This window comes from Paenibacillus dendritiformis, from assembly GCF_021654795.1.
GTDB lineage: Bacteria > Bacillota > Bacilli > Paenibacillales > Paenibacillaceae > Paenibacillus_B.
In genome coordinates, this window is the sequence record NZ_AP025344.1 from 363,740 (window position 1) to 389,858 (window position 26,119).

Genomic DNA, 26,119 nt, shown 5'->3' on the forward strand with positions numbered 1-26,119 from the left:
GATGTGCAGAAGGTTCTCGCTCACGGCCGATTTGCCGGATATCATTCAGCATTTTGAGGTCGACAAGGTCATGATTCATTATCGTCACCGCTATAACATTAGCCCCACCCAGACCATTCCCGTCGTGCTGCAGCGCAATGGAATTCGGTTGCTGGACGAATACCGCTGGGGAATGGTTCCGTTCTGGGGCAAAGACGCCCTGAATGCGGATATTTATTCCGTGCAAGGCAATCCGGCCTATTGGAAGGTTGTCGAACGCCAACGCTGTATTATCCCGTGCAGCGGTTTCTATTATTGGCGACGCCAAGGGAAGAAAACCCACCCTGTCCGGATGGTGGTCGGGGGAAGGGACATTTTCGGCGTCGCCGGGCTGTATGAGCAATGGAAGGACGCACAGGGCCGGGCCCATTCCACCTGTACGCTCGTCATGACCCGGGCGAACGATCTGGTGGCGGAGTTCGACGGGCGGATGCCGGCGATTCTGGAGCGGGAGGCGATCAATGCGTGGCTCGATCCGGCGATAACCGAGGTCGAGGCGCTGGCCCGGCTCCTCGTGCCGCATGATCCCGCGCGTATGAGAGCTTATCCGGTCACCGCCCTCGTCAATAACGATGAGTATGATACATCGGATTGCATTAAGGAAGCGACTGATTTGAGATACGCCTACGTCAAGCCGTAGCTTCAGAGCCGGAGCAGCTAAGCGTGAGGAGTTGCGCTGACGATACAGAGCCGGAACCGCTCGGCCGCTCGCCGTCCGCTTCCCCGCCGTTGCACAATGGAAGCGCGCTTCCGGGTGACTGACTCCCTGCCCGGCGGGAAGAAATATGCTATCATCATAGCGTCAGGAAAAGAGCAGGAGAGGAGCGGCAGGATGAAGAGGGAAAAGGACATCAAAAGTCAGGACGAGGCGGGCAAGAGCGGGTCAGCGATATTACGCCCGCTCGAGCCGGGGGAACGGCTGCCTCGGCCCCTCTATAGGATGGGCGCCGTGTCGCTGGCGCAGTCCTTGCTCGGCATGGTGCTCGTCCGGCGCACGGCGTCGGGCATCATCCGCAGCCGGATCGTGGAGACGGAGGCCTACGTGGGCCCCGAGGACAAGGGCTGCCATGCTTACGGCGGGCTGCGCACGGCCCGGACGGAGCCGATGTTCGCGGATGGCGGAACTTCGTATGTCTATTTTATTTATGGCATGTATCACTGCCTGAATGTGGTCGCAGAGCAGAAGGACAAGCCGGAGGCCGTCCTCATTCGGGCCGTGGCCCCCTGCACGCCCGAAGATGAAGCGAGGATGCGCTCGTTCCGCGCAATCCGCTCCCGCAAGCCGGCCGACCTGTGCAACGGCCCCGGGAAGCTCTGTCTGGCTCTGGATATCGACAAGCGGTGCAATGCCCTGGATTTGACGGTCAGCGAGGAGCTGTGGCTGGAAGCGGGAGCAGATCCGGGCCCGGATCGGATCGTCGCCGCCCCGCGCATCAATATTCCGTATGCGGAAGAGTTCGTAGACAAGCTGTGGCGTTATTACATACAAGGCGATCCCTATGTCTCCGTCGATGACAAGGAGGCCGTGCCGCTGTGGAAGGCGATGCGGGCGGAGCGGCAGGGCCTGCGGGAATAAGCCGCTCGCCGGGCAGGCGACCGGGATCGGAGGTTCCTTCCCCCGGACGAAGGCGCTGGGGGCGTCAGGAACATAGGGAAGAGAACCGTCAGGAGGGCGTCCCTCGTACCTGGCGGTTTTGTGCTGTATAACAAGATAAACGGGAAACTGGGAGATAATGAAGACATGCCCGGCTTGGTGCGGATGTACAGCAGCCCGCATACAAATAAAATTATAGTCAAACAATCGCTTGAATATTAGAGGGAGATCGGATATAGTACAGATAAGGACATATTCAATCATTCGTTTGATTGTTTGAAGAGTGCTCCATTTTACTTATCCTTTTACGATTTCATGTTCTATATTGGGTGCCCGCATAACGAAATGGAATGGAGTGATGACCTTGTTGGAAGAGAAACGGCAGCAGGCCGCTATGAATGGCTCCAGTACAAGCAAAGACGACGTGTGCGATATTGTATGCTATGACGCGGAGAAGATTCGGAAGCTGCAAGGACGCGTGGAGGAAGAAGAGGTTCAAGGGATGGCGCAGATGTTCAAGGCGCTGTCCGATCCGACCCGAATGAAGATGGCATGGCTGCTGGACGAGGGAGGCGAGCTGTGCGTATGCGACATGTCCATTCTGACGAAGCAGTCGATTGCGACGACGTCGCATCATTTGCGGTTGATGAAATCGCTGGGGATCGCGACCTCGCGCAAGGAAGGGAAGAATGTCTTCTATTCCCTGGCCGACCACCATATTCGGACCTTGATTCGCATGACATTGGAGCATATGAGGGAGGAGCATTGCCATGAAGACACAGGAGCGGGAGAGAACAGAAGTTGACGAACGCGTTGTCTATAAAGTGCAAGGACTGTCCTGCGCCAATTGCGCGGCCGGGCTTCAGGAGGAAATCCGCAAGCTGGAGTTCGGGGAGGATACCGTGCTCAGCTACAACAGTTCAACCTTGAAAATGCACCGCCAAATCGATATGGATAAGGTGCGGCGCATACTCCGCTCAGACGGGGCGCGATTGGTGGAAGCATCGCACGGAGGCGGAGCGGCGGCCGCAGGCGGCCATGCCCACGGCCATTCGCATGGAAGCGGCTGCTGCTCCGAGGGAGCGGACAGCCATGATCACGGGCATCACGATGCGGAAGGACATGGCCATGGACATGATCACAGCCATGGCAATATGAACCGGATGAAATGGTTTCTCGGCATTTCCGGCGTCTTGTACTTATCGACCTTTGTACTGGACGGCCGGCTGCCGGACCCCGTCCTCATTGTCATCTATCTGGCTGCGATGGCGCTCAGCGGCTATGTTACGTTTTTGAAGGGCGCCCGCAATCTGCTGCGGTTGCGCTTTACGATGGATACGCTGATGACGGTCGCGCTGACCGGGGCGGTGCTCATCGGAGAATGGAAGGAAGCGACGCTGGTCGCGATTCTGTTCGGTCTAAATGAGATGCTGGAAGGCTACGGCATGGAACGGGCCCGCCGTTCCATGGAGTCGCTGCTTGCCGTCGCTCCGAAGGAAGCCACCGTCATCCGGAATGGGCAGACGGTATCGATTCCGATTGAGCAGTTGACCGTTGGCGATATCGTCCTCGTCCGCCCGGGCGAGAAGATTCCGTCCGACGGGACGGTTATGGAAGGGCGCAGCGCTGTCGATGAAGCGGCGATTACGGGGGAGTCGCTTCCGGTCGCCAAGGAAGTCCAGGACGCCGTCTTCGGGGGCAGCGTGAATACGGACGGGGTACTGAAGGTGCGGATCGACAAGGCATACGAGGATTCGTCGCTCGCCAAAATTTTGCACCTCGTGCAGGAGGCGCAGGACACGAAGACGCCGACGGAGCTGTTCATCGATCGCTTCGCCAAGGTGTATACCCCGATTATTATGGCGGTCGCGGCGCTTGTCATCGTCATCCCGCCCCTGTTTTTCGACGGGGATTGGTATAAATGGCTCTATCAAGGCTTGGCGGTGCTGATTGTCGGCTGTCCGTGCGCCCTGGTGCTGTCGTCGCCGATCGCCATTGTCAGCGGCATCACCCGGAACGCCCGCAACGGGATTCTTGTCAAAGGCGGCGTTCATCTGGAGCAGCTCGGCAAAATCGAGGCGTTGGCCTTCGACAAGACCGGTACGCTGACCAAAGGCGAACCGGCGGTTCACGAGGAAGCTGTCTATGATGCCGTCCGCTTCTACCGGATTGCCGGTGCGGTCGAACAGGCTTCGCTTCACCCGCTGGCGAAGGCGATTATTCGCCATCTCGAAGGGAAGCGAGAGACGGAGTTCGAAGAGCCGTCGGAGAGCGAGACCGTGCCCGGGGAAGGCATCCGGGCGGTCGTTGGCGGTTCCGCGTACTGGGTAGGCAGCGAGCGCGTGCTGGACCTTGTCCAGGCGAGCGGATCGGCTGCCGATCGCATCCGGCAGGCCCGGGACGAAGCGGAACGGATGAAGGCGAAGGGCTTGACCCTGGTCGCCGTCGTCTCCGAGCAGGACGGGGAGCCGTTGGGCTTGTTCGGGCTCGCGGACGAGATTCGTCCGGAGAGCCGCGCTACCGTGGCCGCGCTGCATGAAGCCGGCGTGAAGCATACGGTGATGCTTACGGGCGACCACGCCCAATCGGCGAAGCAGGTCGCGGATGCGGTCGGCGTGACCGACTGGTTCGCGCAGCTGCTGCCGCAGCAGAAGGTCGGCAAGATTAAGGAGCTGGCCGCGAAGTACAAGGTCGCCATGGTCGGCGACGGCATCAACGATGCGCCTGCGCTTGCCTCGGCCCAACTCGGCATAGCCATGGGCAAAGGGACGGACAGCGCCGTCGAGACCGCCGATATCGTGCTGATGCAGGATCACCTCGGCAAGCTGCCGAACGCGATCCGGATCTCGAAGCACGTCAACCGGATTATCCGCTGGAATATCGGCATCGCGCTTGGCTTGAAGATTGCCGCGCTGCTGCTCACCATTCCAGGGCTGCTCACGCTGTGGATTGCGATATTATCGGATATGGGAGCAACCATCCTTGTCACGCTGTTGGGCTTGACCATTTTGCTCGGCAAAGATAAAGACGCGGCCGGCGCCAAATAAAACCGGGCTCGCTTTTCGCATATCAGACCTTCCCTTGATGTCTCCGGAGGAGACGCGAGGGGAGGTCTTTTTTGCCGTTAGGGCGCACGTGGTTGGAATTGCGGAGCGCCAGGGTAAGGAAGGACAGGCGGATTGCGAGCGAACAAGCAGGCGGAGGCGGGTCGTGTAAATGGCAACAAGTATGGAAATAACTTTACAGAATGAATGATGGAAGGAGTGGCTTTGGAATGAAGACAATCGAACAAGGCGATCGCTCGAGCCGCCGCAGGGCCCGGGGATCGGCATGGAGCCGGATGCTTCTGGCGATGCGGGGACAGGGGCAGCCCTTCAGGCAGCCTGTCCGCCTCCTGCGGGCCGGCGTCCTAGTCGCCGGCGTCCTGCTGCTTGCTCCCGGCTGCGAGAAGAGCGAGCCAGTATCGGGAGAGGCCGCGTTTCATGCCGGGGAGCCTCTGGCGGAGGAGCGGGCGCATGATGCGCCTTGGATTGCCATGAAAAATATGGTTCGCATCAATACAAACGATCCGGTGAAGGCCGCGGTCTACGTATCGCGTACGGTGTGGCCGGCCGGCACGGATGATCAGCGGCCGAACGCCGTCGTGCTGGCCCCGAAGGAGGACTGGGCCGTTGCGATGGCGGCAGCGGATTTAATCCACTTCCCCAATAACGGGCCCTTGCTCTATCTCGATGCCGAAGGCATTCCCGAGGACACGCTGGCCGAGCTCAAGCGGCTGAAGCCTGTCGGCTCACCTGATAACAATGGCATTCAGGTCATTGTCGTCGGCAAGGTGAGTGATGATATCCTGAAGGAGCTTCGGGGGCTGGGCCTGAAGGTCGATGCGATTCCGGGCGACGATCCGGCCCGTGTGGCCTCGGCTATCGACGCCTACTACACGCGCGTAAGCAAGGAGCAGCCGTCTTCGGTCATTATCGCTTCCAGCGAGGAGTCAGCCTACGCGATGCCGGCGGTCAACTGGATTGCCCATATGCCGGAGCCGGTGCTCTATGTGTCCAAGCGAGGCATTCCGCAGGCGACCGCCGACGCCCTCGCCAAGCGGCGGCAGCGGGCCGTCATGTATGTGCTCGGCCCGAAGGAGGTCGTTCCGGAGGAAGTCGTGGAGCAATTGAAAGCATTCGGCAGAGTGGAGCGGATCGAAGCCGACCATCCGATCGATCTGGCGATCGCGTTCGCCAAGTACCATGATCCGAAGACTGGCTTCGGATGGGGAATGACGGCGCCCGGGCACAATTTCTCCTTCGTGCGTGAAGGAGATAAGGAACTGGCGGTCATTCAGGCTCCGTTCGCCCATCTGGGCAAGCACGCTCCGCTGCTCTGGACGAGCGGAGGCAAGGTCCCGCCGCAGGTAGAGGAGTATCTCGAAGCCGTTCGTCCCCGCTATAAGCAGACCCCTGTGGAAGGTCCGTTCAATGCGGCCTGGCTTACCGGAGCGGCGGAGACAGTGATGCCAAGCGTGCAGAGCGCCCTGGACGCGCTTCTGGAAATCGAGGCCCAGTCCGGCGCGGGACATGGCAGCCACGGCCATTAAGCCTCGGCTCGTTGCCGCTCCAAGCTGCACGCCAGGATAAGAGCGCGGCGCGGACAATCCGCTCGCGCTCTTATCCTTCACCCGCGCTGCGGCTTATGCGCCGCGAACCGCAGCCTGACGTAGTCCAGGGTCCATCTGCCGTCCCTGTACAACGAAGGCCGGCACCGTTCCTTAACGAGGCGGAACAGGCGGCCCGACTCCTTCTCCCCCACGGCATGGGCGAAGGGCTTGGCGAAGCTCTCCAGCCAGTAATCCATTCCGGCATCGCCATCCGGAAGCGCGGTGGGCCGCTGGAAATGAACGGCCGCATCGGCGTGGAAGCCAGCCGCCTCCAACCGCGCGGCGTATTCCCCCAAAGAATAGAAATACCACGGATGGAAGGCGGAAGCCTCGATTTCGTATTCGGCCAGCAGCACCTCCTCGATAGCTGCCTCTACCGTCCGGATATTTCCACGGCCGCCGAACTCCCCGACGAAGCGCCCTTCCGGCCTCAAGCATCGCCATACCTCGGCGAGTACCTGATCCGCCGCCTTCATCCAATGCAGCGCCGCGTTCGAGAAGACCGCATCGAACGCTTCAACCATCGCTTCAGGCAGCGGACTTTCGGCATCCGCGACAATGAACCGCAGCTCCGGGTACTTGCTGCGCGCCCGGGCAACCATCGCCTCCGACTTGCCGATGCCGACCGCATGAGCGCCGCTCTCCCGGATGCGAGCCGTAAGCTCGCCGGTGCCGCAGCCGAGATCCAGCACCGCTTCCCCTGCTTGTGGCTGGAGCAGCCCAATCACATGTTCTCCATGGCCGGACACGAACCCCAACTTGCTGTCATATAGTTCAGGACGCCACTCGTCTGCCATTACTCGCACACTCCTTTTCGGTTTCGGTATGCTTGATTATGGCACAGACCTTTTTTATTGATAAAATATATAAAACCTATTATCTTTATAACTGAATATGATAACTTAAATTATTATGTTAACAAACAGTGACATACCTCACAGATTTAAAGAGAAATTTTTTAAAACAAATGGAAAATTGCCCGTATATCTATTACAGTTAAGAAAGGAAGAAACAAGTAGAAAAGGGTGAATCCATTGGCAAAAACTACGAAACCACGCACGGCTTCAAGCTCGCGCAAAGGAAAAAAAGGGAATGATCGCGCCTTTTTGTTAATGATCCCCATTGCGATTGTCGTCTTGGGCGTTCTTATTTATGTCTTGAATCAGCAAGGGGAGAAAATGAAGCGGGAAGAGATGGCGAACCAGCCTCCGGTTGAGTTCAATCTTGAGGGACAGCCTACGCTTGGAAATGCCGATGCTCCCGTAACGATTGTGGAATTCGGCGATTACAAATGCCCGGCCTGCAAAATTTGGAATGATACCATATACCCTCAAGTGAAAGCGGACTATATCGATACCGGCAAAGTGAAATTCACGTTTTTGAATAAGCTCGTGATTCCACGCTCCGAATTGGCGGCCGAGGCGGCCGAAGAGGTCTATCGCCAGCAGCCGGAAGCATTCTGGTCTTTCCATCACGAGCTGTACCGCGCGCAGCAGGACGAGAGGAAGGACTGGGCGACCGCGCCGTTCCTGGTCGATTTCGCCCAGCGCACGGTGCCGGATCTCGATTCGGCCCAGCTGGAAAAGGCGCTTCAGGATCGCACGATGCGGGATGAAGTGATGAAGGACGAGCAGCAAGCGGCTCAAGCCCAGGTCCACGGCACGCCGACGGTGTTCGTGGACGGCGTGGAGTTCAACGGCGATTATCTTGACTATGAAGGCCTCAAAGCAATGATCGATAAAGCTTTGGAGAAGGCGAAATAAGCGGAACTGGGGGAACCGTTATGTCGAGCATTCGACGATATGCTGTGCATCTTGCTTGGCTCGTCGCCGTCATCGCGACGGGCGGCAGCTTATATATGAGTGAAGTCCTGCTCTGGGAACCATGCAAGCTGTGCTGGGTACAGCGTATCTTCATGTATCCGCTTGTTCTGCTGCTGGGGATTGCCGCTTACCGCGGCGATCGGGGGATTTTCCGCTACGCCTTGCCGCTGTCGATCATCGGAGGCTCGGTGTCCATTTATCATTACATGGTGCAGAAAGTTCCTGGCATGGAGGAGATCTCGCCTTGCCGGACCGGCGTGCCTTGCGGCTCCGATTACCTTGATCTATTTGGCTGGGTTACCATTCCGTTGCTGGCTCTCGTTGCTTTTGTCTTGATTACGATCCTGTTGTTCACCGCGAGTAAGGACGAATCCGAAGAGTAGAGACAAACCATACCGTTCATCAATCATGGGGAGATGACAAGATGAAATTCGGATTTCAGACGAAAATGGTGTTGGGGTTGCTGATCGTATCGGCGGTCACGTATGCGACCAGCGGTTTTTTCATCTTTATTTTGAAGCCGGTCTTGGCGCCGGATATGAACGCCGTTGTCTATGATGCCATTATTTTTGCGCTTGGCATCTTCTGGACATGCTTTCTCGGGTGGCTGGCCGCCCGCTACGTCGTCAACCCGCTGACCCAGTTGGCGAAGGCGGCTGACGAAGCGGCGCAGGGCAATCTGAACGTCGACATTCCGGACTATCGCTTCCATGATGAGATTCGCGTTCTCGCCGAATCGTTCGGAACGATGATCCGCAACCTGCGGAGCATGATTGCGGAGATTAAGCAGAGCGTGGAGATTACGACGCGGAATACGGAAATGCTCGGGGATGCGATGGCGTCGGCAGCCGCGCAGATTGAGCATATTTCAAGAACGGCGGAGGAAATGAACCGTGGGGCCGAGCAGCAGGCCGAATGGACGGCCGAATCGGCGGCGACGGTGGAACGGATCCACGAGTCCGCGCTGGACGTGCAGCGCCAGGCAGGCAATACCGAGCGGATGACCTCTGATATGCTGGGAGCGCTGGCCGCCAGCGAGGAGATGCTCAAGTCGATCATCGACGGCATGCTTCATGCCGCCGAATCCGGCCAAGCCTCCATTCAGACCGTGGAGCGACTGAATGATCAGGCTGCCCAGATTGGGGATATTTCCATTGCCGTACGCGAGATCGCGGATCAGACGCATCTTCTGGCCTTGAATGCGTCAATCGAAGCGGCCCGTGCCGGGGAGCAGGGCGCCGGCTTCGCGGTTATCGCCTCCCAGGTTCGCAAGCTGGCCGAACAGAGCGCCGAAGCCGTCGGCAGCATTAACGAGCGCATCGTACATATGCAGGCCCAGGTTGAAGAAGCGGTTCGGCTCATTACCGCCCAAGTGGAGATGGTCAGCGTCGAAGCGGGTAAAAAAGACGATGCCGCGGAAGCGCTTCACACGATTGCGGAAGTGACGCGGCGGGCATCCTCTTCGATGCGCGATATCGCATCGGCGGTCGGACGGCAGACCGAGCAATTTGCCGCTACCCTGGGACAGACGAAGCAGATGGCCGTCGTCGTGGGAGAGATGGCGTCAGGCACAAGGCAGGTGGCGAGCGCCACGCAGGAGCAGACCGCGATGATGCAGGAGATCGCCGCATCCTCGGAGGTGCTGCGGGAGCAGGCAGCGCGCTTGAAGAAGCAGACCGAAGTGTTCCGGGGCTGAGCCGCAAGCCGCATGGAAGAACATGAAGATCGAACGAGACTTGCATCCGCCGTGAGCGGGGCAAGTCTTTTTTTGCAACATTTGTGCATGCAGATGGTAAAAAAACTGCATGTTCATTTGCTCGAAAACCGCTATCATCAAGGTAAGATCTGCTGGAGATCGAAGGAGCAGGCAGGATACAGGATGATATCGGCGAAGGAGAGAAGCCAATGACAACGCTTTCTTATAACAAAGGGCAATTTACGATGGGAGACCGTCCCATTCAGCTTATTTCCGGCGCGATACATTATTTTCGCGTAGTGCCGGCCTATTGGGAGGATCGTCTGCGTAAAATCAAGGCGATGGGCTGCAACTGCATCGAAACGTACGTAGCCTGGAATGTGCATGAGCCGCGCGAGGGCGAGTTTCATTTCGAAGGCATGGCGGATGTGGCGAACTTCATCCGCCTCGCGGGCGAGCTTGGATTGTATGTGATTGTCCGCCCAAGCCCGTACATTTGCGCCGAGTGGGAATTCGGCGGCCTCCCGGCCTGGCTGTTGAAGGATGACATAAGATTGCGCTGCAGCGATCCGCGGTTTTTGAAGAAGGTGGCCGCTTATTATGATGCGCTGCTTCCTCAATTGACGCCGCTGTTGGCCACCAAGGGAGGTCCGATTATTGCCGTTCAGATCGAGAACGAATATGGAAGCTACGGCAACGACCAGGCATATCTGCAAGCGCAGCGCACGATGCTGATAGAGCGCGGAATCGACGTGCTGCTGTTCACCTCGGACGGCCCACAGGACGATATGCTGCAGGGAGGCATGGCGGAAGGGGTGCTCGCGACCGTCAACTTCGGTTCCCGCCCGAAGGAAGCGTTCGACAAGCTGCGGGAGTACCAGCCCGATGGGCCGCTCATGTGCATGGAGTATTGGAACGGCTGGTTCGACCATTGGTTCGAACAGCACCATACCCGCGATGCGGAGGATGCCGTCCGGGTGCTTGACGACATGCTCGGCATGGGCGCCTCCGTCAATTTCTATATGGCGCACGGGGGGACGAACTTCGGGTTCGGCAGCGGCGCCAACCACGGCGAGAAATATGAGCCGACCGTTACAAGCTATGATTATGACGCCGCGATTAGCGAGTCCGGGGATTTGACGCCGAAGTTCCATGCCTTCCGAGAAGTTATCGGCAAATATGCCTCCCTTCCAGAGGAGGAACTGCCCGCGAATACGCCGAAGGCGGACTATGGCTCGGCCCCGATCACTCGCCGCGTAAGACTGTTCGATACCCTGGAACCGATGACGGAGGCCCGGGACAGCATCTGCCCGGAACCGATGGAGAAGTATGGGCAGAACAACGGCTTCATCGTCTATTCGACTCGCGTCAGCGGTCCGCGTCCGGAGAGCCGGTTGACGATTCAGGATGTGCGGGATCGGGCGCTCGTCTTTCTTGATCGCAAGCTGGCCGGCGTCGTGGAGCGATGGAATCCGCAATCGATTCCGGTCACGATTCCGGAAGGCGGAGCCCAGTTGGACATCCTGGTCGAAAATATGGGCCGGGTCAATTACGGGCCTCAACTGTACGATCGCAAAGGCATTACGCACGGCGTGCGCCTGAACGGACAGTTCCTGTTCCACTGGCAGGTACGCTCGTTGGAGCTCGAGACGCTTGCCGGATTGAGCTTCGATGCAGGCACTGCGGCATGGGAAGAGGAACAGCCCGGATTCTATGAAGCGAAGCTCGTTATTGAGGAAGAACCGAAGGATACATTTCTCCGTCTGGACGGTTGGACGAAGGGCGTTGTCTTCGTGAACGGCTTCAATCTGGGACGATATTGGGTTGCAGGCCCGCAGCAAACTCTGTATGTTCCGGGGCCGCTGCTACGCCAGGGCGAGAATAAAATCATCGTCTTCGAGCTCCATCGGGAAGGGGAGCCGCTGCGGTTTGAAGCAGCCCCTTCTTTATCGAAATAACTTCGTTTTCGTTCATCTGGATAACGAAAATAGTGGATATTCATTTCCACCAGAATCGCTATGACGGGATTCGCGCAGATGTTCGCCTGCAATTCCAGTTCCAGCAGCATCGGTTCGCCAGCGCCGTGAACCATGCGAGCGGCAGAGGAGTGAGATCTCGATGTATATTGGCTTGACAAATATGTTTCATAGGGAAACGCGCACTTGGAAGGAATGGGCCCATTATACCCAACATGCGGCGGAAGGCAGTGCCCCTTGTGAGATAATCAGCTGCCGGCGGGACAGCGCCGCGTTCCAGGTGCTTGTGGCGGACGATCAGCCTTTCCTGCTGACGACACGGCCGGATGCGCTGTTCTGGAAGGGGGGCCCGCTTCGCATCGCCCGCATCGAAGTGTCGGCCGAGGGCGTACGCGTGCGGCCGGAGATCAAGCTTGTCGGCTTCATCGAAGATGACGACGGCACGCCGAAGGCTGATCTGCTGCTTGAGGATGCCCATTTTCATGTGCAAGCCCGGCAGGTGCAGCCGGTATGGGTGGAATGGCATGCGGACGAGAAGATGGAGCCGGGAACATACGAAGGGAAGGTGCGCATCTACACGCATACGTTGTTCGAGGATGAACAACTGGCAGGAGAATGCAGCTTCCGCTGGACCGTATTGCCGCAGACGCTGCCCGAGCCGCGAGCTTATCGATTCTATCTCGATTTGTGGCAGCATAGCTCCAATATTGCGCGCAAATATCATACCGGCTACTGGACGGAAGAGCATTTCTCCGTACTGGACGCCTACCTGGAGAGCATGGCCCGGCTGGGGCAAAAGGCATTGACCGTCATCGCATCCGAGATTCCGTGGTCCGGACAATTCTCCCATAACGACCGCGAGCCGTCCGATCTGTTCGAGTACAGCATCGTCGGCGTCCGCAGAAGCGCGGACGGCGCCTTCCACTATGATTTTTCCGCGCTGGACCGATACATTGCGTTGGGAGAGAAGCATGGCATTTGCGAGGAGATCGAGGTCTTCGGGCTGTTGAACATTTGGCAGGAAGCCGATGCGGGGTACGGGGCGATTGTCGAGGGTGCTCCCGACGGGATGCGTATCCGATACTACGACGAAGCTAGCGGAACGTACCGCTTTATGCGGGGAGAGGGGGACTTGAAGGCGTATGTTCAGGCGTTGGAGAAGCATTTTGTGGCCGCCGGCCGGATCGATCGCGTTCGGATTCTGGCAGACGAGCCGGCTGAATATGATCTGTTCCATCGCCGCCTGACCTGGCTGCGCAGCACGGCTCCTTCCTTCCGTTACAAGGTTGCGATCAACCACGTAGAGTTTGTGGAAAAAGGCTTGGGGGGCGTATCCGATTATGTGCCCTTGTTCAATTGCGTCGTGAAGGAGCATCAGCGGCTGATGGACCAGCGTCCGTCGATCGAGGGCAAGCTGCTCTATTACGTCTGCTGCAACCCGGCCCGCCCGAATACGTTCCTGGCTTCCCCGCCGCTGGAGAGCCGGCTCATCGCTTGGTTCGCGGAGCGCCTCGGCACGGATGGCTTCTTGCGCTGGAACTATACCGTCTGGCCCGATAAGCCGCTGAAGCGGATCGCCTACCGCTCTGAAATATGGAAGGCCGGCGATACGAACTTCGTCTATCCGGGCCCGCTGGGCAAGCCGCTATTGTCCCTGCGTTACAAATGGCTGCAGCGCGGCATCCGCGACTATGAACTGATGCAGCTTTTGAAGGAGGAAGGCAAATACGCCCAGGTGCAGGCTTCCCTCGATCGCGTCTTCCGGTTTGGAGACATAAGGGAATGCGATCCGGAGCGCGGAGCTGCTCCCGAAGCCCTGTACAGCCTCAAGGCCGAAGATTACGACAGCCTGCTGTTCCAGCTTGGATCAGGCCTGGCTCAGGCGTAACCGATTCAATATGCAGCGGCACCCGGACTTGCGGGTGCCGCTTTTGATTTGGGGGAGGAGGGGCGAATAGAGCAGGTGCGTCCGATGCTTTTGGTCAATCTCCCATGGCTCATAAAGAGAACAGGTATGGGAAAATTATGGTCAATCTCCCTGTGGGTCAGGAAAGAAGCTGGGTCGTGCGACACTTACGGACATTATCCCTATGGTTCAGAAAGAGAGGGCGGTAGTGGGCGCGACACTTATGGACATTATCCCCTTGGCTCATAAGAGAAGCGGGTGTGCCGCGCTTACGAGCAATCTCCCTATGGCTCAGCAATGACTTGTCCGGCACAGATGCAATTGCAGCCTATTCTTAATCGCCTCGTTTTCGTGAAGCCGGGCCTTCGAACGAATGTTGTTAAGGACGTGTGGCGGCGATAGATGAGTTATTTGGAAAGAACCAAACAGCCATGGAGATATAATGTTGGATGTAACGGCTTCGCCAAATTATGAGTTAATGGGATATTGACCCAAAGGACTCGGGAGGGTATGACTGAGAAGGTCCGTGGAAGCGTAGACCGTTGATAGAGAAGTAAACGTAGAGAAGGTGCTTATGAGCGACTTGCTGGCGGTTGAGGAACAAATAGCCCGTTTGAAGCGCAGGCCCGGGTCGTCTACTTGGTTAGGGGATCCCCGAGGCTACCGCTTCCGGGGACGAGTGCATGTCGAGCATGCACTCGCCGGCTTGCTTGGCCGTGCCATGTCACGTAGTACGGTGTATGGACGCATGGGATTCATGGTGCGCCTGGCAGGCGGTACGGCTGCTCGACCGGGGCCGAGTCTTTGTGCTTGCCCGGATGGATCTCCTCCATTTCGCGGGCGGTTGGAAGGCCGGTATGTTCGATGACGAATTGGATCACTGTGTCGGCATACCGTTCTTTGTCGTAGCAATAGGCAACCCCATGGGTAGCTTCGTCTACCAGCAGCAGTTCCTTGGGCTCGGGCTTGGCTTCGTACATATCGATGCTCATTTGGGTCGGAACGAATATATCCGCCGCCCCGTGGATGAACAGGATCGGAAGCTTGCAGGTCCGCATCACCCTGATTGGGCTGACATCGTTCAACCGGAAGCCGGCTTTGCTTTCCAGCAGGATATCGATCAATTTCATGAAGGGCCAGGCCGGAAGGCGATTCAGTACGGCGACCTGATGGTGTATGAGCTCGGTCAGATCGGAATAAGGACAATCGGCGACGATGAATTTCACGCGCGGATGAGGATTCGCCGCGTACTCCAGCACGGTGCCCCCGCCAAAAGACTGGCCATGCAGCCCAATGGTGCAGTCCGTTCCTTTCTTTTCGATAATCCAGTCTACCCAGTCTTCAATGTCGCCCTTTTCCTTGAATCCGAAGGTGGTGCGGATTCCCTCGCTCTGTCCGTGCCGCCGCTGATCGATCAGAAGGGCATTGTACCCGAGCTTGAAGAACATGTTCATGAATTGGGCCGACCAGGGAAGGGCGGATGTGTATCCGTGCACGATAATGACAATGCGATCGGAATAGGGATGCTTTTCAATGTAGGTGCCGTGAAGCTTCAATCCGTCGCGGCTGCGAATAAAAATTTCTTCTTTGTCGCAATCGTCGAATTCCTTTTTGCTGAAGACGCGATATTGCTCCAACAGCTCGAAGCAATTGTCGTAGGTGGCCGGTTTTTTGCGGGTCATCTGGTAGACGGCATATCTCGGAACAATCCATGCGATTAGAACGAAGAGAATGATAAGCGTGCAGGCCAGGAAGATGTAGATCATATCCGCGAGTTCCCCTTGTCGGTTAATGTCGATACGATACGATTAGGTTGTGCAGGGAAATGGCAATTTACACATCCCTCCGGTCAGGATGCTGCCGTTCGTCTACGCGGTCTGATTGGCGTTCGCGGCAGAGGTTCTGTACAATGGGGAAAAAGAGACGCGAAAGGATAAGACACCATGTCCGAACTTCACTCAACTCAATCGACATTTATCGATCGTAATCCAAAAAAGGGGCCGCGCCGGCTGCTTATCGCCGGAACCGGAAGCGGGACCGGAAAGACGACTGTCACCCTTGGATTAATGCGGGCGCTTACCCGTCAAGGCTGGAGGGTCCAACCGTTCAAATGCGGCCCGGACTATATCGACCCGACTTATCATACCGCCGTGTGCGGAGCAAGCTCCCGCAATCTGGACGAATGGATGTGCGGAACGGAAGCGATGCGGGCGACCTTCCTTCGCCATTCCGCCGCGGCGGATATCGCGCTTATCGAGGGCGTGATGGGGATGTACGACGGGCGCCGCGCCGACAGCGATGAGGGGAGCGCGGCTTCGATTGCGAAACATCTCGACTGCCCGGTGCTTCTCGTCATTGATGCGTCAGGCATGGGGCGGAGCGCCGCGGCGATCGTGCTTGGCTTCCAGCAGCTTGATCCCGAGGTTCGCCTGGCGGGCGTCATCGCGAACCGGGTCGGCAGCGAAGGCCACGGCAAGCTGATTCGCGAAGCGGTAGAGCAGGTGTGCGGCGTCCCGCTGGTGGGCTATGTGCTGCGGGAAGACGGATTGCAGGTGCCGGAGCGGCATCTCGGCCTCGTCCCGGCCGTGGAGCGGAGCGGGCTGGAGACGCTGTTCGACCGGATGGCCGACGCCGTCGCAGCGCATACGGATATGGAGACGCTGCTTCGGATCGCGACGGCCGGGGCGGCCAATAGGGTGGACACGGCCATCTGCGGCGGCGCCATGGAGCAGGCGAGCGGGATGCCCCAGCCCGCGGGTGAAGGGGACGAGGCGGGAGGCGCCGGAACGGGGGCGCCGGGCGGCGGAACGGAGCGACGGCTCCGGCTGGCGCTCGCTTATGATGCCGCCTTTCATTTCTATTACGCGGATAATCTCGAGATGCTCGAAGAGGCAGGCTTCGAGCTGGTGCGGTTCTCGCCGCTGCTGGACGAGCCGGTGCCCGAGGATGCCGACGGGCTCTATATCGGGGGAGGCTTCCCGGAGGCCTTTGCCGAGCAGTTGGCGCGATGCGGCCGGACGCTTGGTTCCATCCGGGAAGCCGTAGAGGCGGGCATGCCGACGTTCGCGGAATGCGGCGGGTACATGCTGCTGATGGAACGGCTTGTCACCGTCGATGGCGAAGTCCGGTCGCTGGCCGGTCTGCTTCCGGGCGAGACGCGGATGGGCACGAAGCTGGCGGCGCTTGGCTACCGGGAGGTAACCGGGACGGATGCCAACTTCCTGCTGCGGGGCGGCACGGCGAGAGGACATGAGTTCCATTATTCGACGATCGAGGAGCCTGAGGACGGGCCGAAGCAAGCTTATCCTCCGGCCTATCTGTCCCGGGGGAGAGCCGGGGAGAAGCCGGAAGGAGCGGTTCATCCGGCAGGACTTCCGCTCGTTGCCGGGTATACGCATCTTCATTTCGCGTCCAATCCGGAGATTGTGGCGAATTGGCGCGAGGCCTGTGTCGCATTTCGTCAAAAACGTATATAATGAATCAGTACGGGTCTAAAAATGTCAAGGCCGGTATACGATATCCAGCTAGCTATGCCGCGATTGCGGCAAGTGCCGACTAGCGCCAACTATATGTTGACATACTTCATGCATGTACGTATGCAATGAGCGAAAGGATTTGGAACCGATGTGTGGCATTGCCGGAATCTATCATTTTCATGATCAACAACCATCCGAACATCTCATTCGCAGCATGATGGATTTGATCCATCATCGGGGACCCGACGATGCGAAGCTGTGGATCGGCGACAGGGTCGGCCTGGGCTTCCGCCGGCTGTCCATCATTGACGTGGCGGAAGGCGCGCAGCCGCTGAGCAACGAGGATGATTCGGTATGGATTATTTTTAATGGCGAGATTTATAATTATTTGGAGCTGCGCGAGGATCTGCTCGGCCGCGGCCATCAGTTCAAAACCAATACAGATACGGAATGTATTCTGCACCTGTATGAAGAATACGGAACGAAGTGCGTCAACCATCTCCGGGGGATGTTCGGCTTCGCGATCTGGGATCGGAACAAGCAGGAGCTGTTCCTGGCCCGCGATCATTTCGGCATCAAGCCGCTGTATTATTACATGAACGACGAGATGCTCGTCTTCGGATCGGAGATCAAGAGCATTTTGGCCGTTCCGGGCGTGGCCCGTCAGGTCAATATGAATGGTTTTTACAACTATTTGACCTTCCAATACGTTCCCGATCCGGAGACGATGTACGCCGGAATCTACAAGCTGCCGCCGGCTCATTCGATGACGATTTCGCTGGGCGGGCAGCCGGTGATCGAGAAATACTGGGATCCGATGTTCGAACCGGTCGATCGACCGCTTGCTCAGGTTATCGACGAGATTCGCCATGTCATGCGCGATTCGGTAGAGCATCATCTGCACAGCGAGGTGCAGCGGGGCTGCTTCCTCTCGAGCGGCATCGACTCGACGATTACGTCCACGCTCATGCGTTCCATCGAACCGATCAAGACGTTCAGCGTCGGCTTCGAGGGGCCGAACAATGAGACGATTATCGCCCGCGATACGGCTCGGCAGATCGGTACCGAGCACTATGATCGGATCATTACGCAGGAGATGTATTTCGACGCCGTGCCGCGCGCGATCTGGCATCTGGACGAGCCTGTAGCCGATCCGTCCGCGATCGCGCTGTACGAGGTCGCGCGGCTGGCGAAGGAGCATGTTACGGTCGTGTTGTCCGGGGAAGGCGCGGACGAGCTGTTCGGCGGCTATCGCATCTACCGCGAGCCGCATTCCTTGCGCTATCTGTCCTGGATGCCGGAAGGAATGCAGCGCGTCGTGAACAAGATGGTGCGCGCCGTACCATTCTCTTTCTACGGGAAAAATTACTTGCTGCGGGGAACGACTCCGCTGGAGGAGCGCTTCCTGGGCAATGCCAATATCATGACCGACGATGCGAAGGCGGAACTGCTGCGCGTCGGCGCCGAAGAGATAGCGGCCTACCAGAAGCCGTTCGATATCGCTCGCCGCTATTATGATCGCACCCGCCATCTCGATCCGGTATCGCGGATGCAATATATCGATATGAATCTGTGGATGCCGGGCGACATTTTGATGAAGGCGGACAAGCTGACGATGGCGCATTCGCTGGAGCTGCGCGTCCCGTTCCTGGATCGCAAAGTATTTGACGTCGCCCGCACGATCCCTGCTTCCTACCGGATTGCCGAGAAGACGACGAAGTATGCGCTGCGCAAAGCGATGGAGGGCATTATTCCGGATTCGGTGCTTCACCGGCCGAAGCTCGGCTTCCCTGTCCCGATGCGCGATTGGCTGCGCACGGAGCGGGCCGGCATCATGTGGGAGGAACTGGCCGCCAGCGGCATCGATCCGCTCGTCAATCTGAGCGCGGTGGAAGAAATGTTCCGCCGCCACCGGAACGGCCAAGGCGACTATTCCCGCAAAATTTGGGTGCTGTACGTGTTCGGACTCTGGTATCGGACGTATATGCGCAAGCAATAGTCCGGACTGGCGTAAAGAATATGATGAATTGAAAAGGGCGTTTCTCCTTGGAGAGGCGCCCTTTCTTGGTGAGCCGCCGTATGCGTCAGGGCTCCATGTTTCTGGCATTGAAGCCGTATGGTGCGCAATGGACGGCTTTCAGCTTGCCGTTGTCGAAGTTGACCCGAAGTCACGAGCACACAAGATGCATGGCATGAAGCCAGTGCATCGTCGTATAAAAAATGCAAGCTGCAGGCCGGTCTTTCCTCGGAGATATGGCTTGCAGCTTGTTGTCTCTAGGCGGGCTGAGCGGAATTTCGGTCCGCCCCTTCCTGGGCAGGGTCCGGTTGGCGTCTCCGGCCTGGGCCTGGGCCGTCGCGGGAGATGCGGCCGTTGCCGATGAGCAAGGAGATCACGATGCCGGCGATAATGAACCCGAGTCCCGTCAAAAAGACGGACGAAAAGGAAGCCGACCACGCTTCCTTGAGCGTGTCGAGCACGGCGGCTTTGGCTTCGCCTTCGAGCGGCAGCATCGCCGGGTTGATCAGAAGCTGATAGAGCGTGTTCGAATCCGTCCCGATCCGCTCAAGGACCGCCTGCGTTGTCGGATCGGCGGTCTGCATGGCTGCGGTCATATTTCTTGCGATATCAGCGTTCATGATGACGTTGAAGAGCGTGGTGCCGATGGTGCTCCCGATGGAACGGAAGAAGGTCGTCGCCGAGGTGACGGTTCCGAGCTTCTCCCGGGGGAACGCGTTCTGGACGACGATGGTAATGAGCGGCATGACCAGGCCCATGCCGAAGCCGAGCACCATCATGAACCCGTAGGCCGTAAACGGAGTCGTATGAATGCCCATGGTGGACATGAGCAGGAAGCCCAGGGCGCTGATCACCATCCCGGAAGCCATGACGGCGCGGTAAGGGAGCTTGAGCACAAGCCGGCCGCCGAGCACGCTGGCGATGATGAGGGCAATCATCATCGGCGTCATGGTGGAGCCCGCCTGAGTCGGCGTCACCCCGAGGACGCCCTGCATGAACATGGGCACGAACATAATCGCGCCGAACATTCCGAGTCCGACCAGGAAGCCGAGCCCGACCGCGACATTGAAGACGCGGCTGCGGAACAGCGACATGTCGATAATCGGATCGGCCGCGCGGTGCTCGATCGGAATGAAGACGAGGAAGAGCCCCAGGGCCGTGCCGAAAATAAACAGGCTGTAAGGGGAGGTCCAGGCATATTTCGCGTGATCGAGCGACAGGCCGTACAGCAGCAGCACGATTCCCGGAATGAGCGTGAAGATGCCGAGCCAGTCGATATGCACCTTTTTGTTTTTGTCGCGCGGGCTGCTCATCGATTTCATCCCGATGAAAATGAGCGCGGTCGAGACGAGGCCGAAGGGGACGTTGATGAGAAAGATCCAGTGCCAGCTGATATGATCGACGATCAAGCCGCCGAGAAAGGGTCCGACGATGGAGCTGAGCCCGAAAATGGCCCCGAATACCCCCTGCCATTTCGCCCGCTGGGCGGGGGTGAACATCATCCCGATAATCGTCTGGGACATCGGCATCAGCAGCCCGCCCCCGATCCCTTGAATAGCGCGGTAACCAATCAGCTGTCCCATGTTGACCGCCGTAGCGCACAGAAATGAACCGATGACGAAAATAATCCATCCGGCCAAATAAATAAACCGGCTTCCGAACAGATCCGCCAGCTTGCCGGAGAGCGGGATGACGGTGGTCGAACAGATCATGTACGCCGTCGTCACCCAGGCGAAGATGGCGAAGCCGCTAAGTTCCTTAATAATGGTCGGCATGGCCGTGCCGACGACGGTCTGTTCGAGCGAGCTGAAAAACATACCCATAATGAGACCGATGAGAACCATGCTGCGCCGGGATTTCCCTATATCTTCTACCGCCATGACTGGGCTCCTTTCCATGACGCGGCGGCGTCTTTGAAGAGGGCTGCGCCGCGCTTGCTCCGTCTTTACTTTCTTCGGGTTAAGCGGTATGATGCTTATTGAATTTTTCGATGTGCGGGCAACGAAAGCCCCGCTGCTCTTCCCGATCTGTATTAAGTTGGTTTGGGCCTTGAGAATTTATGCGTCCGTTGCCGGTTCGAAAGCCGGGAAGCTTGTTCGGCGGGCGCTGGCAAGAGAAAGGGGGAGGACTTATGAGCTGGCTGCTTCGCATCGACCCCTTGACGAAGGGTGTCTGGCTGCTTAGCACCGGATTGGCCGTGATGATCAGCATGAAAGTGGAGTGGCAGGCCGTGTGGTTCCTTGCCGTTCTGGTTATCGCCCTGACCGGAAGCGGGTGGACGGCCCAGCGTTGGAAGCTGGTCCTGTTAGCGATCGGCGGATTCGCCCTGCCGCTTCTGCTGTTCCAGTGGCTGGTCCTCCCGGGCGACACGCCGTGGGTCACCGTTGGGAAGCTGGCCTTGACGAGGGAGGCCGGCCTCCAGTCGGCCGCGCTGACGCTCAGGGCGATGACGTTGTTCCTGTCATCGCTCGTCTATGCGGGGACGACGGCGCCGCGCGATGTCGTCCTCGCCATGTCCCGCTACTTGCGGCTGCCGGACCGCTTCGCGTACGCGGCCGCGATTGCGCTGCGCTTCGTGCCGATTCTGCTGGCCGAGACGGCCCGCATCCGGCACGCCGAGCGCCTGCGCCGCCTCGTTCCGCCGCATAGCCCGGAGGAACGTCTTGAGCGGCTGCAGCGCGTTATCGCGGGAGCGGCGGCGCACACGCTCCGCCGCGTGCAGGACATTGCCACGGCGATGGAGGCGAAGCGGTTCGGCGCCGCTCCGCGCACGTATCGGCGCCGTCTCGTCTTCCCGGTCCCGGGTATCGGACTGGCCTTGGCCTCGGCGCTGGGAGCCTCCGCCACATGGTGGTTCGGCTAAGCGGGCCGCCATCCTTGCGGCCCAGGGGCTGCACACCGGGCGCCGGCAGGGCCGCTTTTTTACTTGCATTTCCAGCGCATGGCTTGTAACGTGTATAGAGGAAAAGGATGCCGCACCATCCGCCCTTCCGCAAAAGGGAGAACGTAAGGGAGAGTTGATCACAGATGACATCATCCAACACGCGAATTTGGCATTCGTTGACCTTGAGCGAATGGGTGCTCATGGCGCTGCTGGCCGCGGCGAACGGGGTGCTGACGAGCGGCTTGTCCTGGCTGAACAAGCTGCTGCACTCGTTGGGCGGACCGATGCTGACGTCATCCATCGTCGGGTTATATATGATTTACGGCCTGCTGGCCGCCTATATTATTCGCAAGCCGGGCGCGGCGATCTTCACCTACGCGCTTGGCGCCGTCGTGCAGATTCTTGTTGGCACCGCCTACGGAGCTTGGGCGGCGATTGCGGCCGCGCTCTGCTACGGCATCGCCATCGAGCCGCTGCTGTATCTGTTCCGGTACCGGCGCTACGACTGGGGAGCCATGAGCTTTATCGGTTTGGCGGCGGTTCCGATTTGGTTCGTCGTCTCGGCCTTCATGTTCGGGTACATTTATTATGAGACGTGGGTATTGATCGCGACGCTTGCGGTCCGCTGCCTCAGCGGCCTTCTGCTCTGCGGGGCATTGACGAAGCTGATCGGCGATCGGCTGGCGTCCGCGCGGGCGCTTCGCCCGTTCGCTCTGGGGAAGGCCAGCCGCGAGCCGCGGGAATAGGAGGCTTTCACGATGGGATTTCTGCGTGAAGAGGTCATGCGCATCGAGCGCGTGACCTTTACCTATTTGGGCGCGGACGAGCCGGCCCTTCGCCATTGCAGCTTCACGCTGCGCCGGGGCGATATCGTCTATATCGCCGGAGCGAATGGGAGCGGCAAGACTACGCTGTGCAAGCTGCTGGCCGGCGTCATGCAGCCCCATGAAGGCGCGCTTCAAGGGAAGACGGCGACGCCGGAGGGCCAGCCGCCCGCCTCGGCCGGCTTGGCCTTGCAGGATGCCGATTCCCAGCTTATCCTCGGCACGGTAGAGGACGAGCTTGCCTTCTCCCCGGAAAATATGGGGCTGCCTGCAGATGAGGTCATGCGCCGGGTCGAGGAGCAGCTGGAAGCGTTCGGGCTTGAACCGCTCCGGGAGGCGCCGATCACGGAGCTGTCTGGGGGAGAGAAGCAGCGGACGGCTATGGCGGCGGTGATGGCGATGGAGCCGGAGGTGCTCATCCTGGATCAGGCATGGAGCCATCTGGATGCGGCTTCCCGGGAGCGGCTCCTGCAGACGCTTCGCGCAGGGCGGCACGCCGGGCGAACGGCGGTGCTCGCCGGAGCCCGGGTGGAGGATTGGATTAGGAAGTTGCCCGGTGTGCGGCTGCTTCTGCTCGAGGAAGGACGCATCATCTATGATGGCGGACTCGAGGAACCGGAAGCGGCGGCGGCTCTGGACAAGTTGGAGACGCCCAACGCGGCCCTCCCGTCCGCGCCGCCATTCCCCGCCCTGCCGAATGCGCCGAATGAAAGAGCGGATGAAGTAAACAGGGCGGAGCCTCTGTCTGGAGAGCATCGAGAGGAGCCGCCTGTGCTGGAAGTGAAGAACCTGTCGTTCCGGTATGGGAAAAGACGGAAGGACAACGCCGGCTCGAACGGCCGGGAACGAGCGCTTGACGACGTATCGTTCGCGCTGTATCCGGGCCAGTGCCTGCTTCTCCGCGGACCGAACGGAGCAGGCAAGTCCACCTTGTTCAAGCTGCTGACGAAGGGCATGCCGCGGCCAACGGGACGCATGTCCGGAGAGATTCGGCTGGCCGGGCAGCCGCTGCCGCGCTTCTCCGTCTATGAACTGGCCCGCTTGATCGGGTATGTGCCGCAGCAGCCGGAAGCCGGGCTGCTCGCCCGCACCGTGGAAGAGGAAGCGCTCGAAGCGGCCGCTATGGCTTGGCGGAGCGGCCGCTTGACCGTTCCGGTCCCGCCGGCGCAGGCCAAGCGGGAGGATGCGGTTGCGGCGATGGCAGAGGATCTGCTTCGTGCCACGGGCCTGTCCCGTTACCGCCGCCGTCATCCTCACGATCTGCCTGCCGGCGCTATGCGGCTGCTCTGCGTGGCGCTGGCCGGCCTGCACCGGCCCGCCGTGCTGCTGTTGGATGAGCCGACAGCGGGGCTTGATGCCCGGAGCGCCGCCTTGATACGCGACTGGTGCTTTGGGCAGGCAGGGCGGGGCTGCGGCTTGATGGTTATCACCCATGATGAGATATGGGAGGGGGCCGCCCATCCGCGGTTGGTCGTGGCTTCTCTGGAGGCGGGACGCTGGCTTGGCGCGGACGTGCGGCGGATCGCAGGAGCGGACCAACATTAAGGAGCCGCGCGGTTCGCAGCCCGGACAGGGCATGATAAGATAGACAATAGCGGCAGCATGCGCTGCAATATACAGCACCAATTTCATTGGAAGCGGAGAGCAAGCGACAGAGAAGGGGAATGAAGCAATGGGAAGCACTGCAACGATGCAGGCCGGGCGCGAACGGAAGCTCGTGACCCTGGCCTTGTTATTGTCTACGTTTTTGGCGGCGATTGAGGTTACGGTCGTCAGCACCGCGATGCCGCAGATCGTCTCCGATCTGGGCGGACTCAAGCTCATCAGCTGGGTCTATTCCGCCTATTTGCTGACGACGGCCATCTCGACGCCCTTGTTCGGGAAGCTGGCCGATCTGTTCGGCCGCAAAAAGATCTTTATTTTCGGCTCTATTTTATTTGTCGGCGGCTCCATGCTGTGCGGCTTATCCTCCAATATGACGCAAATGATTCTGTTCCGGGCTATTCAGGGGATCGGTGCCGGCGCGGTTATGCCCGCCACCTTCACCATCGTGGCGGACATCTTCACTCTGGAGGAACGCGCCAAAATCCAGGGGCTCTTCAGCTCCATCTGGGGCATAGCCGGTCTGGTCGGCCCGTTGGTCGGCGGATTTTTTGTCGATTCCCTGTCCTGGCACTGGATCTTTTTCTTCAACGTCCCCTTCGGCATTGTCTCCGTATGGATGATCGCCAAGCTGTTCCATGAGAAGGTGGAGAAGAAGGACAAGCCGATTGATTACGCCGGAGCGGCGACCTTCTCGATCGGGATGACGGCCTTATTGTTCGCCATCATCACAGGCGGGCAGAACATTGCCTGGACCTCCCCTTGGATGTTCGCTCTGCTCGGCTTGTCTGCGGTGTTCCTCATCTGGTTCTACCGTATCGAAAAAACGGCGCAGGAACCGATGGTTCCGTTCCAGCTGTTCCGCATTAGGGACATCGCCATCTCCAATCTCGTCGGTTTCCTGGTCAGCAGCGTGCTGATTGGCATCAATTCGTACATGCCGCTCTGGATTCAGGGCGTCATGGGACATAGCGCAACCAGCTCCGGCATGGCGCTGACGCCGATGTCCATCGGCTGGCTTATCGGCTCGATTATCGGAGGCCGCATGCTGATCAAGAGCGGCCCGCGGCTGACCTCCTCTATCGGCATGACGCTCATTGCCGCCGGATCGATATGGCTGGCTTTCATTACGGGCGCCACGTCGATGTGGGTCATCGTCGCGCTGATGACGGTATCGGGGCTCGGCTTCGGGTTCTCGATTACCGTGTTCACGATTATCGTCCAGTCCTCGGTCGATTGGAATATGCGCGGAGCTTCCACGGCGCTGAACACGTTCGTGCGCACGCTCGGACAGACCATCGGAATCGCGGCGCTCGGCACCTTCCTCAATGAACGCATTGCGTCGATGGTCAGACAAGCCGGACCGGATGTCGCTTCGCGCATTTCGGACGATGATCTGAACAAGCTGTTGAACCCGGAGAGCGCCAGCCAACTGGCTCCGGATGTCATGAACAGCCTGCGCACGTTCCTGGAGACGGGGCTCGAGAACGTCTTCCTCGCGATGGCCGCGGTCTCCATCATCTGCCTCGGTTGCACCTTGCTGATGCCGAAGGGCAAGCTGAACAACAAATAGAACAGATTGGACCGTCCCTTAAAGGGGCGGTTTTTTTTGTGCCTAAATAGCGGATTTA

General features: G+C 59.0%; 19 protein-coding genes. 16 read left to right on the forward strand and 3 right to left on the reverse strand.

The window, feature by feature from the left end; translation table 11 throughout:
* Position 1: 1 nt before the first annotated feature.
* The 5 genes from L6439_RS01765 (at position 2) to L6439_RS01785 (ending at position 6,224) form a co-directional block, all read left to right on the forward strand.
* Positions 2-679 (forward strand): SOS response-associated peptidase, encoded by a 678-nt coding sequence (locus L6439_RS01765; protein WP_168179929.1) that lies wholly within the window; start codon positions 2-4, stop codon positions 677-679.
* A 192-nt stretch (positions 680-871) separates the two neighbouring features.
* On the forward strand, positions 872-1,615 hold the full coding sequence (locus tag L6439_RS01770) for a DNA-3-methyladenine glycosylase (RefSeq protein ID WP_213468716.1): 744 nt from the start codon (positions 872-874) through the stop codon (positions 1,613-1,615).
* 376 nt (positions 1,616-1,991) lie between these two features.
* Positions 1,992-2,438: an ArsR/SmtB family transcription factor gene (locus L6439_RS01775; protein WP_213468717.1), complete on the forward strand. Its 447-nt coding sequence runs from the start codon at positions 1,992-1,994 to the stop codon at positions 2,436-2,438.
* On the forward strand, positions 2,404-4,680 hold the full coding sequence (locus L6439_RS01780) for a heavy metal translocating P-type ATPase (RefSeq protein WP_213468718.1): 2,277 nt from the start codon (positions 2,404-2,406) through the stop codon (positions 4,678-4,680). Before L6439_RS01775 ends, L6439_RS01780 begins: the two co-directional genes overlap by 35 nt.
* 227 nt (positions 4,681-4,907) lie before the next feature.
* Positions 4,908-6,224, forward strand: a complete 1,317-nt coding sequence (locus tag L6439_RS01785; RefSeq protein WP_213468719.1) for a cell wall-binding repeat-containing protein — start codon at positions 4,908-4,910, stop codon at positions 6,222-6,224.
* A gap of 77 nt (positions 6,225-6,301) precedes the next feature.
* Here L6439_RS01785 and L6439_RS01790 read toward each other — a convergent pair whose 3' ends face one another.
* On the reverse strand, positions 6,302-7,081 hold the full coding sequence (locus L6439_RS01790; protein ID WP_213468720.1) for a class I SAM-dependent methyltransferase: 780 nt from the start codon (positions 7,079-7,081) through the stop codon (positions 6,302-6,304).
* Between the two features lie 237 nt (positions 7,082-7,318).
* On the opposite strand from L6439_RS01790, the gene L6439_RS01795 reads away from it, so the two are divergent.
* The 5 genes from L6439_RS01795 to L6439_RS01815 all read left to right on the forward strand — a co-directional run bounded on the left by L6439_RS01795 (position 7,319) and on the right by L6439_RS01815 (position 13,667).
* The gene (locus tag L6439_RS01795; protein WP_237096713.1) at positions 7,319-8,047 is read left to right on the forward strand and encodes a thioredoxin domain-containing protein; all 729 of its coding nucleotides are present in this window, start codon (positions 7,319-7,321) and stop codon (positions 8,045-8,047) included.
* 20 nt (positions 8,048-8,067) lie between these two features.
* Positions 8,068-8,490 (forward strand): disulfide oxidoreductase, encoded by a 423-nt coding sequence (locus L6439_RS01800; RefSeq protein ID WP_168179923.1) that lies wholly within the window; start codon positions 8,068-8,070, stop codon positions 8,488-8,490.
* Between the two features lie 41 nt (positions 8,491-8,531).
* Positions 8,532-9,803, forward strand: coding sequence for a methyl-accepting chemotaxis protein (locus L6439_RS01805; RefSeq protein WP_213468721.1), 1,272 nt, complete (start codon positions 8,532-8,534; stop codon positions 9,801-9,803).
* Positions 9,804-10,012: 209 nt separating this feature from the next.
* Positions 10,013-11,761, forward strand: coding sequence for a glycoside hydrolase family 35 protein (locus L6439_RS01810; RefSeq protein ID WP_213468722.1), 1,749 nt, complete (start codon positions 10,013-10,015; stop codon positions 11,759-11,761).
* Between the two features lie 160 nt (positions 11,762-11,921).
* On the forward strand, positions 11,922-13,667 hold the full coding sequence (locus L6439_RS01815; protein ID WP_213468723.1) for a DUF4091 domain-containing protein: 1,746 nt from the start codon (positions 11,922-11,924) through the stop codon (positions 13,665-13,667).
* Positions 13,668-14,440: 773 nt separating this feature from the next.
* Here the strand turns inward: L6439_RS01815 and L6439_RS01820 are convergent.
* The gene (locus L6439_RS01820; protein ID WP_237096714.1) at positions 14,441-15,451 is read right to left on the reverse strand and encodes an alpha/beta hydrolase; all 1,011 of its coding nucleotides are present in this window, start codon (positions 15,449-15,451) and stop codon (positions 14,441-14,443) included.
* Positions 15,452-15,628: 177 nt separating this feature from the next.
* Between L6439_RS01820 and L6439_RS01825 the strand changes: the two genes are divergently transcribed.
* Positions 15,629-17,161, forward strand: coding sequence for a cobyrinic acid a,c-diamide synthase CobB (locus L6439_RS01825; protein ID WP_213468724.1), 1,533 nt, complete (start codon positions 15,629-15,631; stop codon positions 17,159-17,161).
* A gap of 148 nt (positions 17,162-17,309) precedes the next feature.
* Complete coding sequence (gene asnB, locus L6439_RS01830; protein ID WP_168178495.1) at positions 17,310-19,160, forward strand: asparagine synthase (glutamine-hydrolyzing); 1,851 nt, start codon at positions 17,310-17,312, stop codon at positions 19,158-19,160.
* Between the two features lie 275 nt (positions 19,161-19,435).
* Here the strand turns inward: asnB and L6439_RS01835 are convergent, their stop codons facing one another.
* Entirely contained in the window at positions 19,436-21,058 is a 1,623-nt protein-coding gene (locus tag L6439_RS01835) for an MDR family MFS transporter (protein ID WP_168178446.1), read from the reverse strand.
* 251 nt (positions 21,059-21,309) lie between these two features.
* On the opposite strand from L6439_RS01835, the gene L6439_RS01840 reads away from it, so the two are divergent.
* The 4 genes from L6439_RS01840 to L6439_RS01855 all read left to right on the forward strand — a co-directional run bounded on the left by L6439_RS01840 (position 21,310) and on the right by L6439_RS01855 (position 26,061).
* Positions 21,310-22,041, forward strand: a complete 732-nt coding sequence (locus tag L6439_RS01840; RefSeq protein WP_213468725.1) for an energy-coupling factor transporter transmembrane component T family protein — start codon at positions 21,310-21,312, stop codon at positions 22,039-22,041.
* Between the two features lie 164 nt (positions 22,042-22,205).
* The gene (locus L6439_RS01845) at positions 22,206-22,808 is read left to right on the forward strand and encodes an ECF transporter S component (protein WP_213468726.1); all 603 of its coding nucleotides are present in this window, start codon (positions 22,206-22,208) and stop codon (positions 22,806-22,808) included.
* Positions 22,809-22,820: 12 nt separating this feature from the next.
* A complete protein-coding gene (locus L6439_RS01850; RefSeq protein WP_213468727.1) occupies positions 22,821-24,431 on the forward strand; it encodes an ABC transporter ATP-binding protein in 1,611 nt (536 codons plus the stop codon).
* 127 nt (positions 24,432-24,558) lie between these two features.
* Positions 24,559-26,061: an MDR family MFS transporter gene (locus L6439_RS01855; protein ID WP_213468728.1), complete on the forward strand. Its 1,503-nt coding sequence runs from the start codon at positions 24,559-24,561 to the stop codon at positions 26,059-26,061.
* The last annotated feature ends 58 nt before the right edge of the window (positions 26,062-26,119 follow it).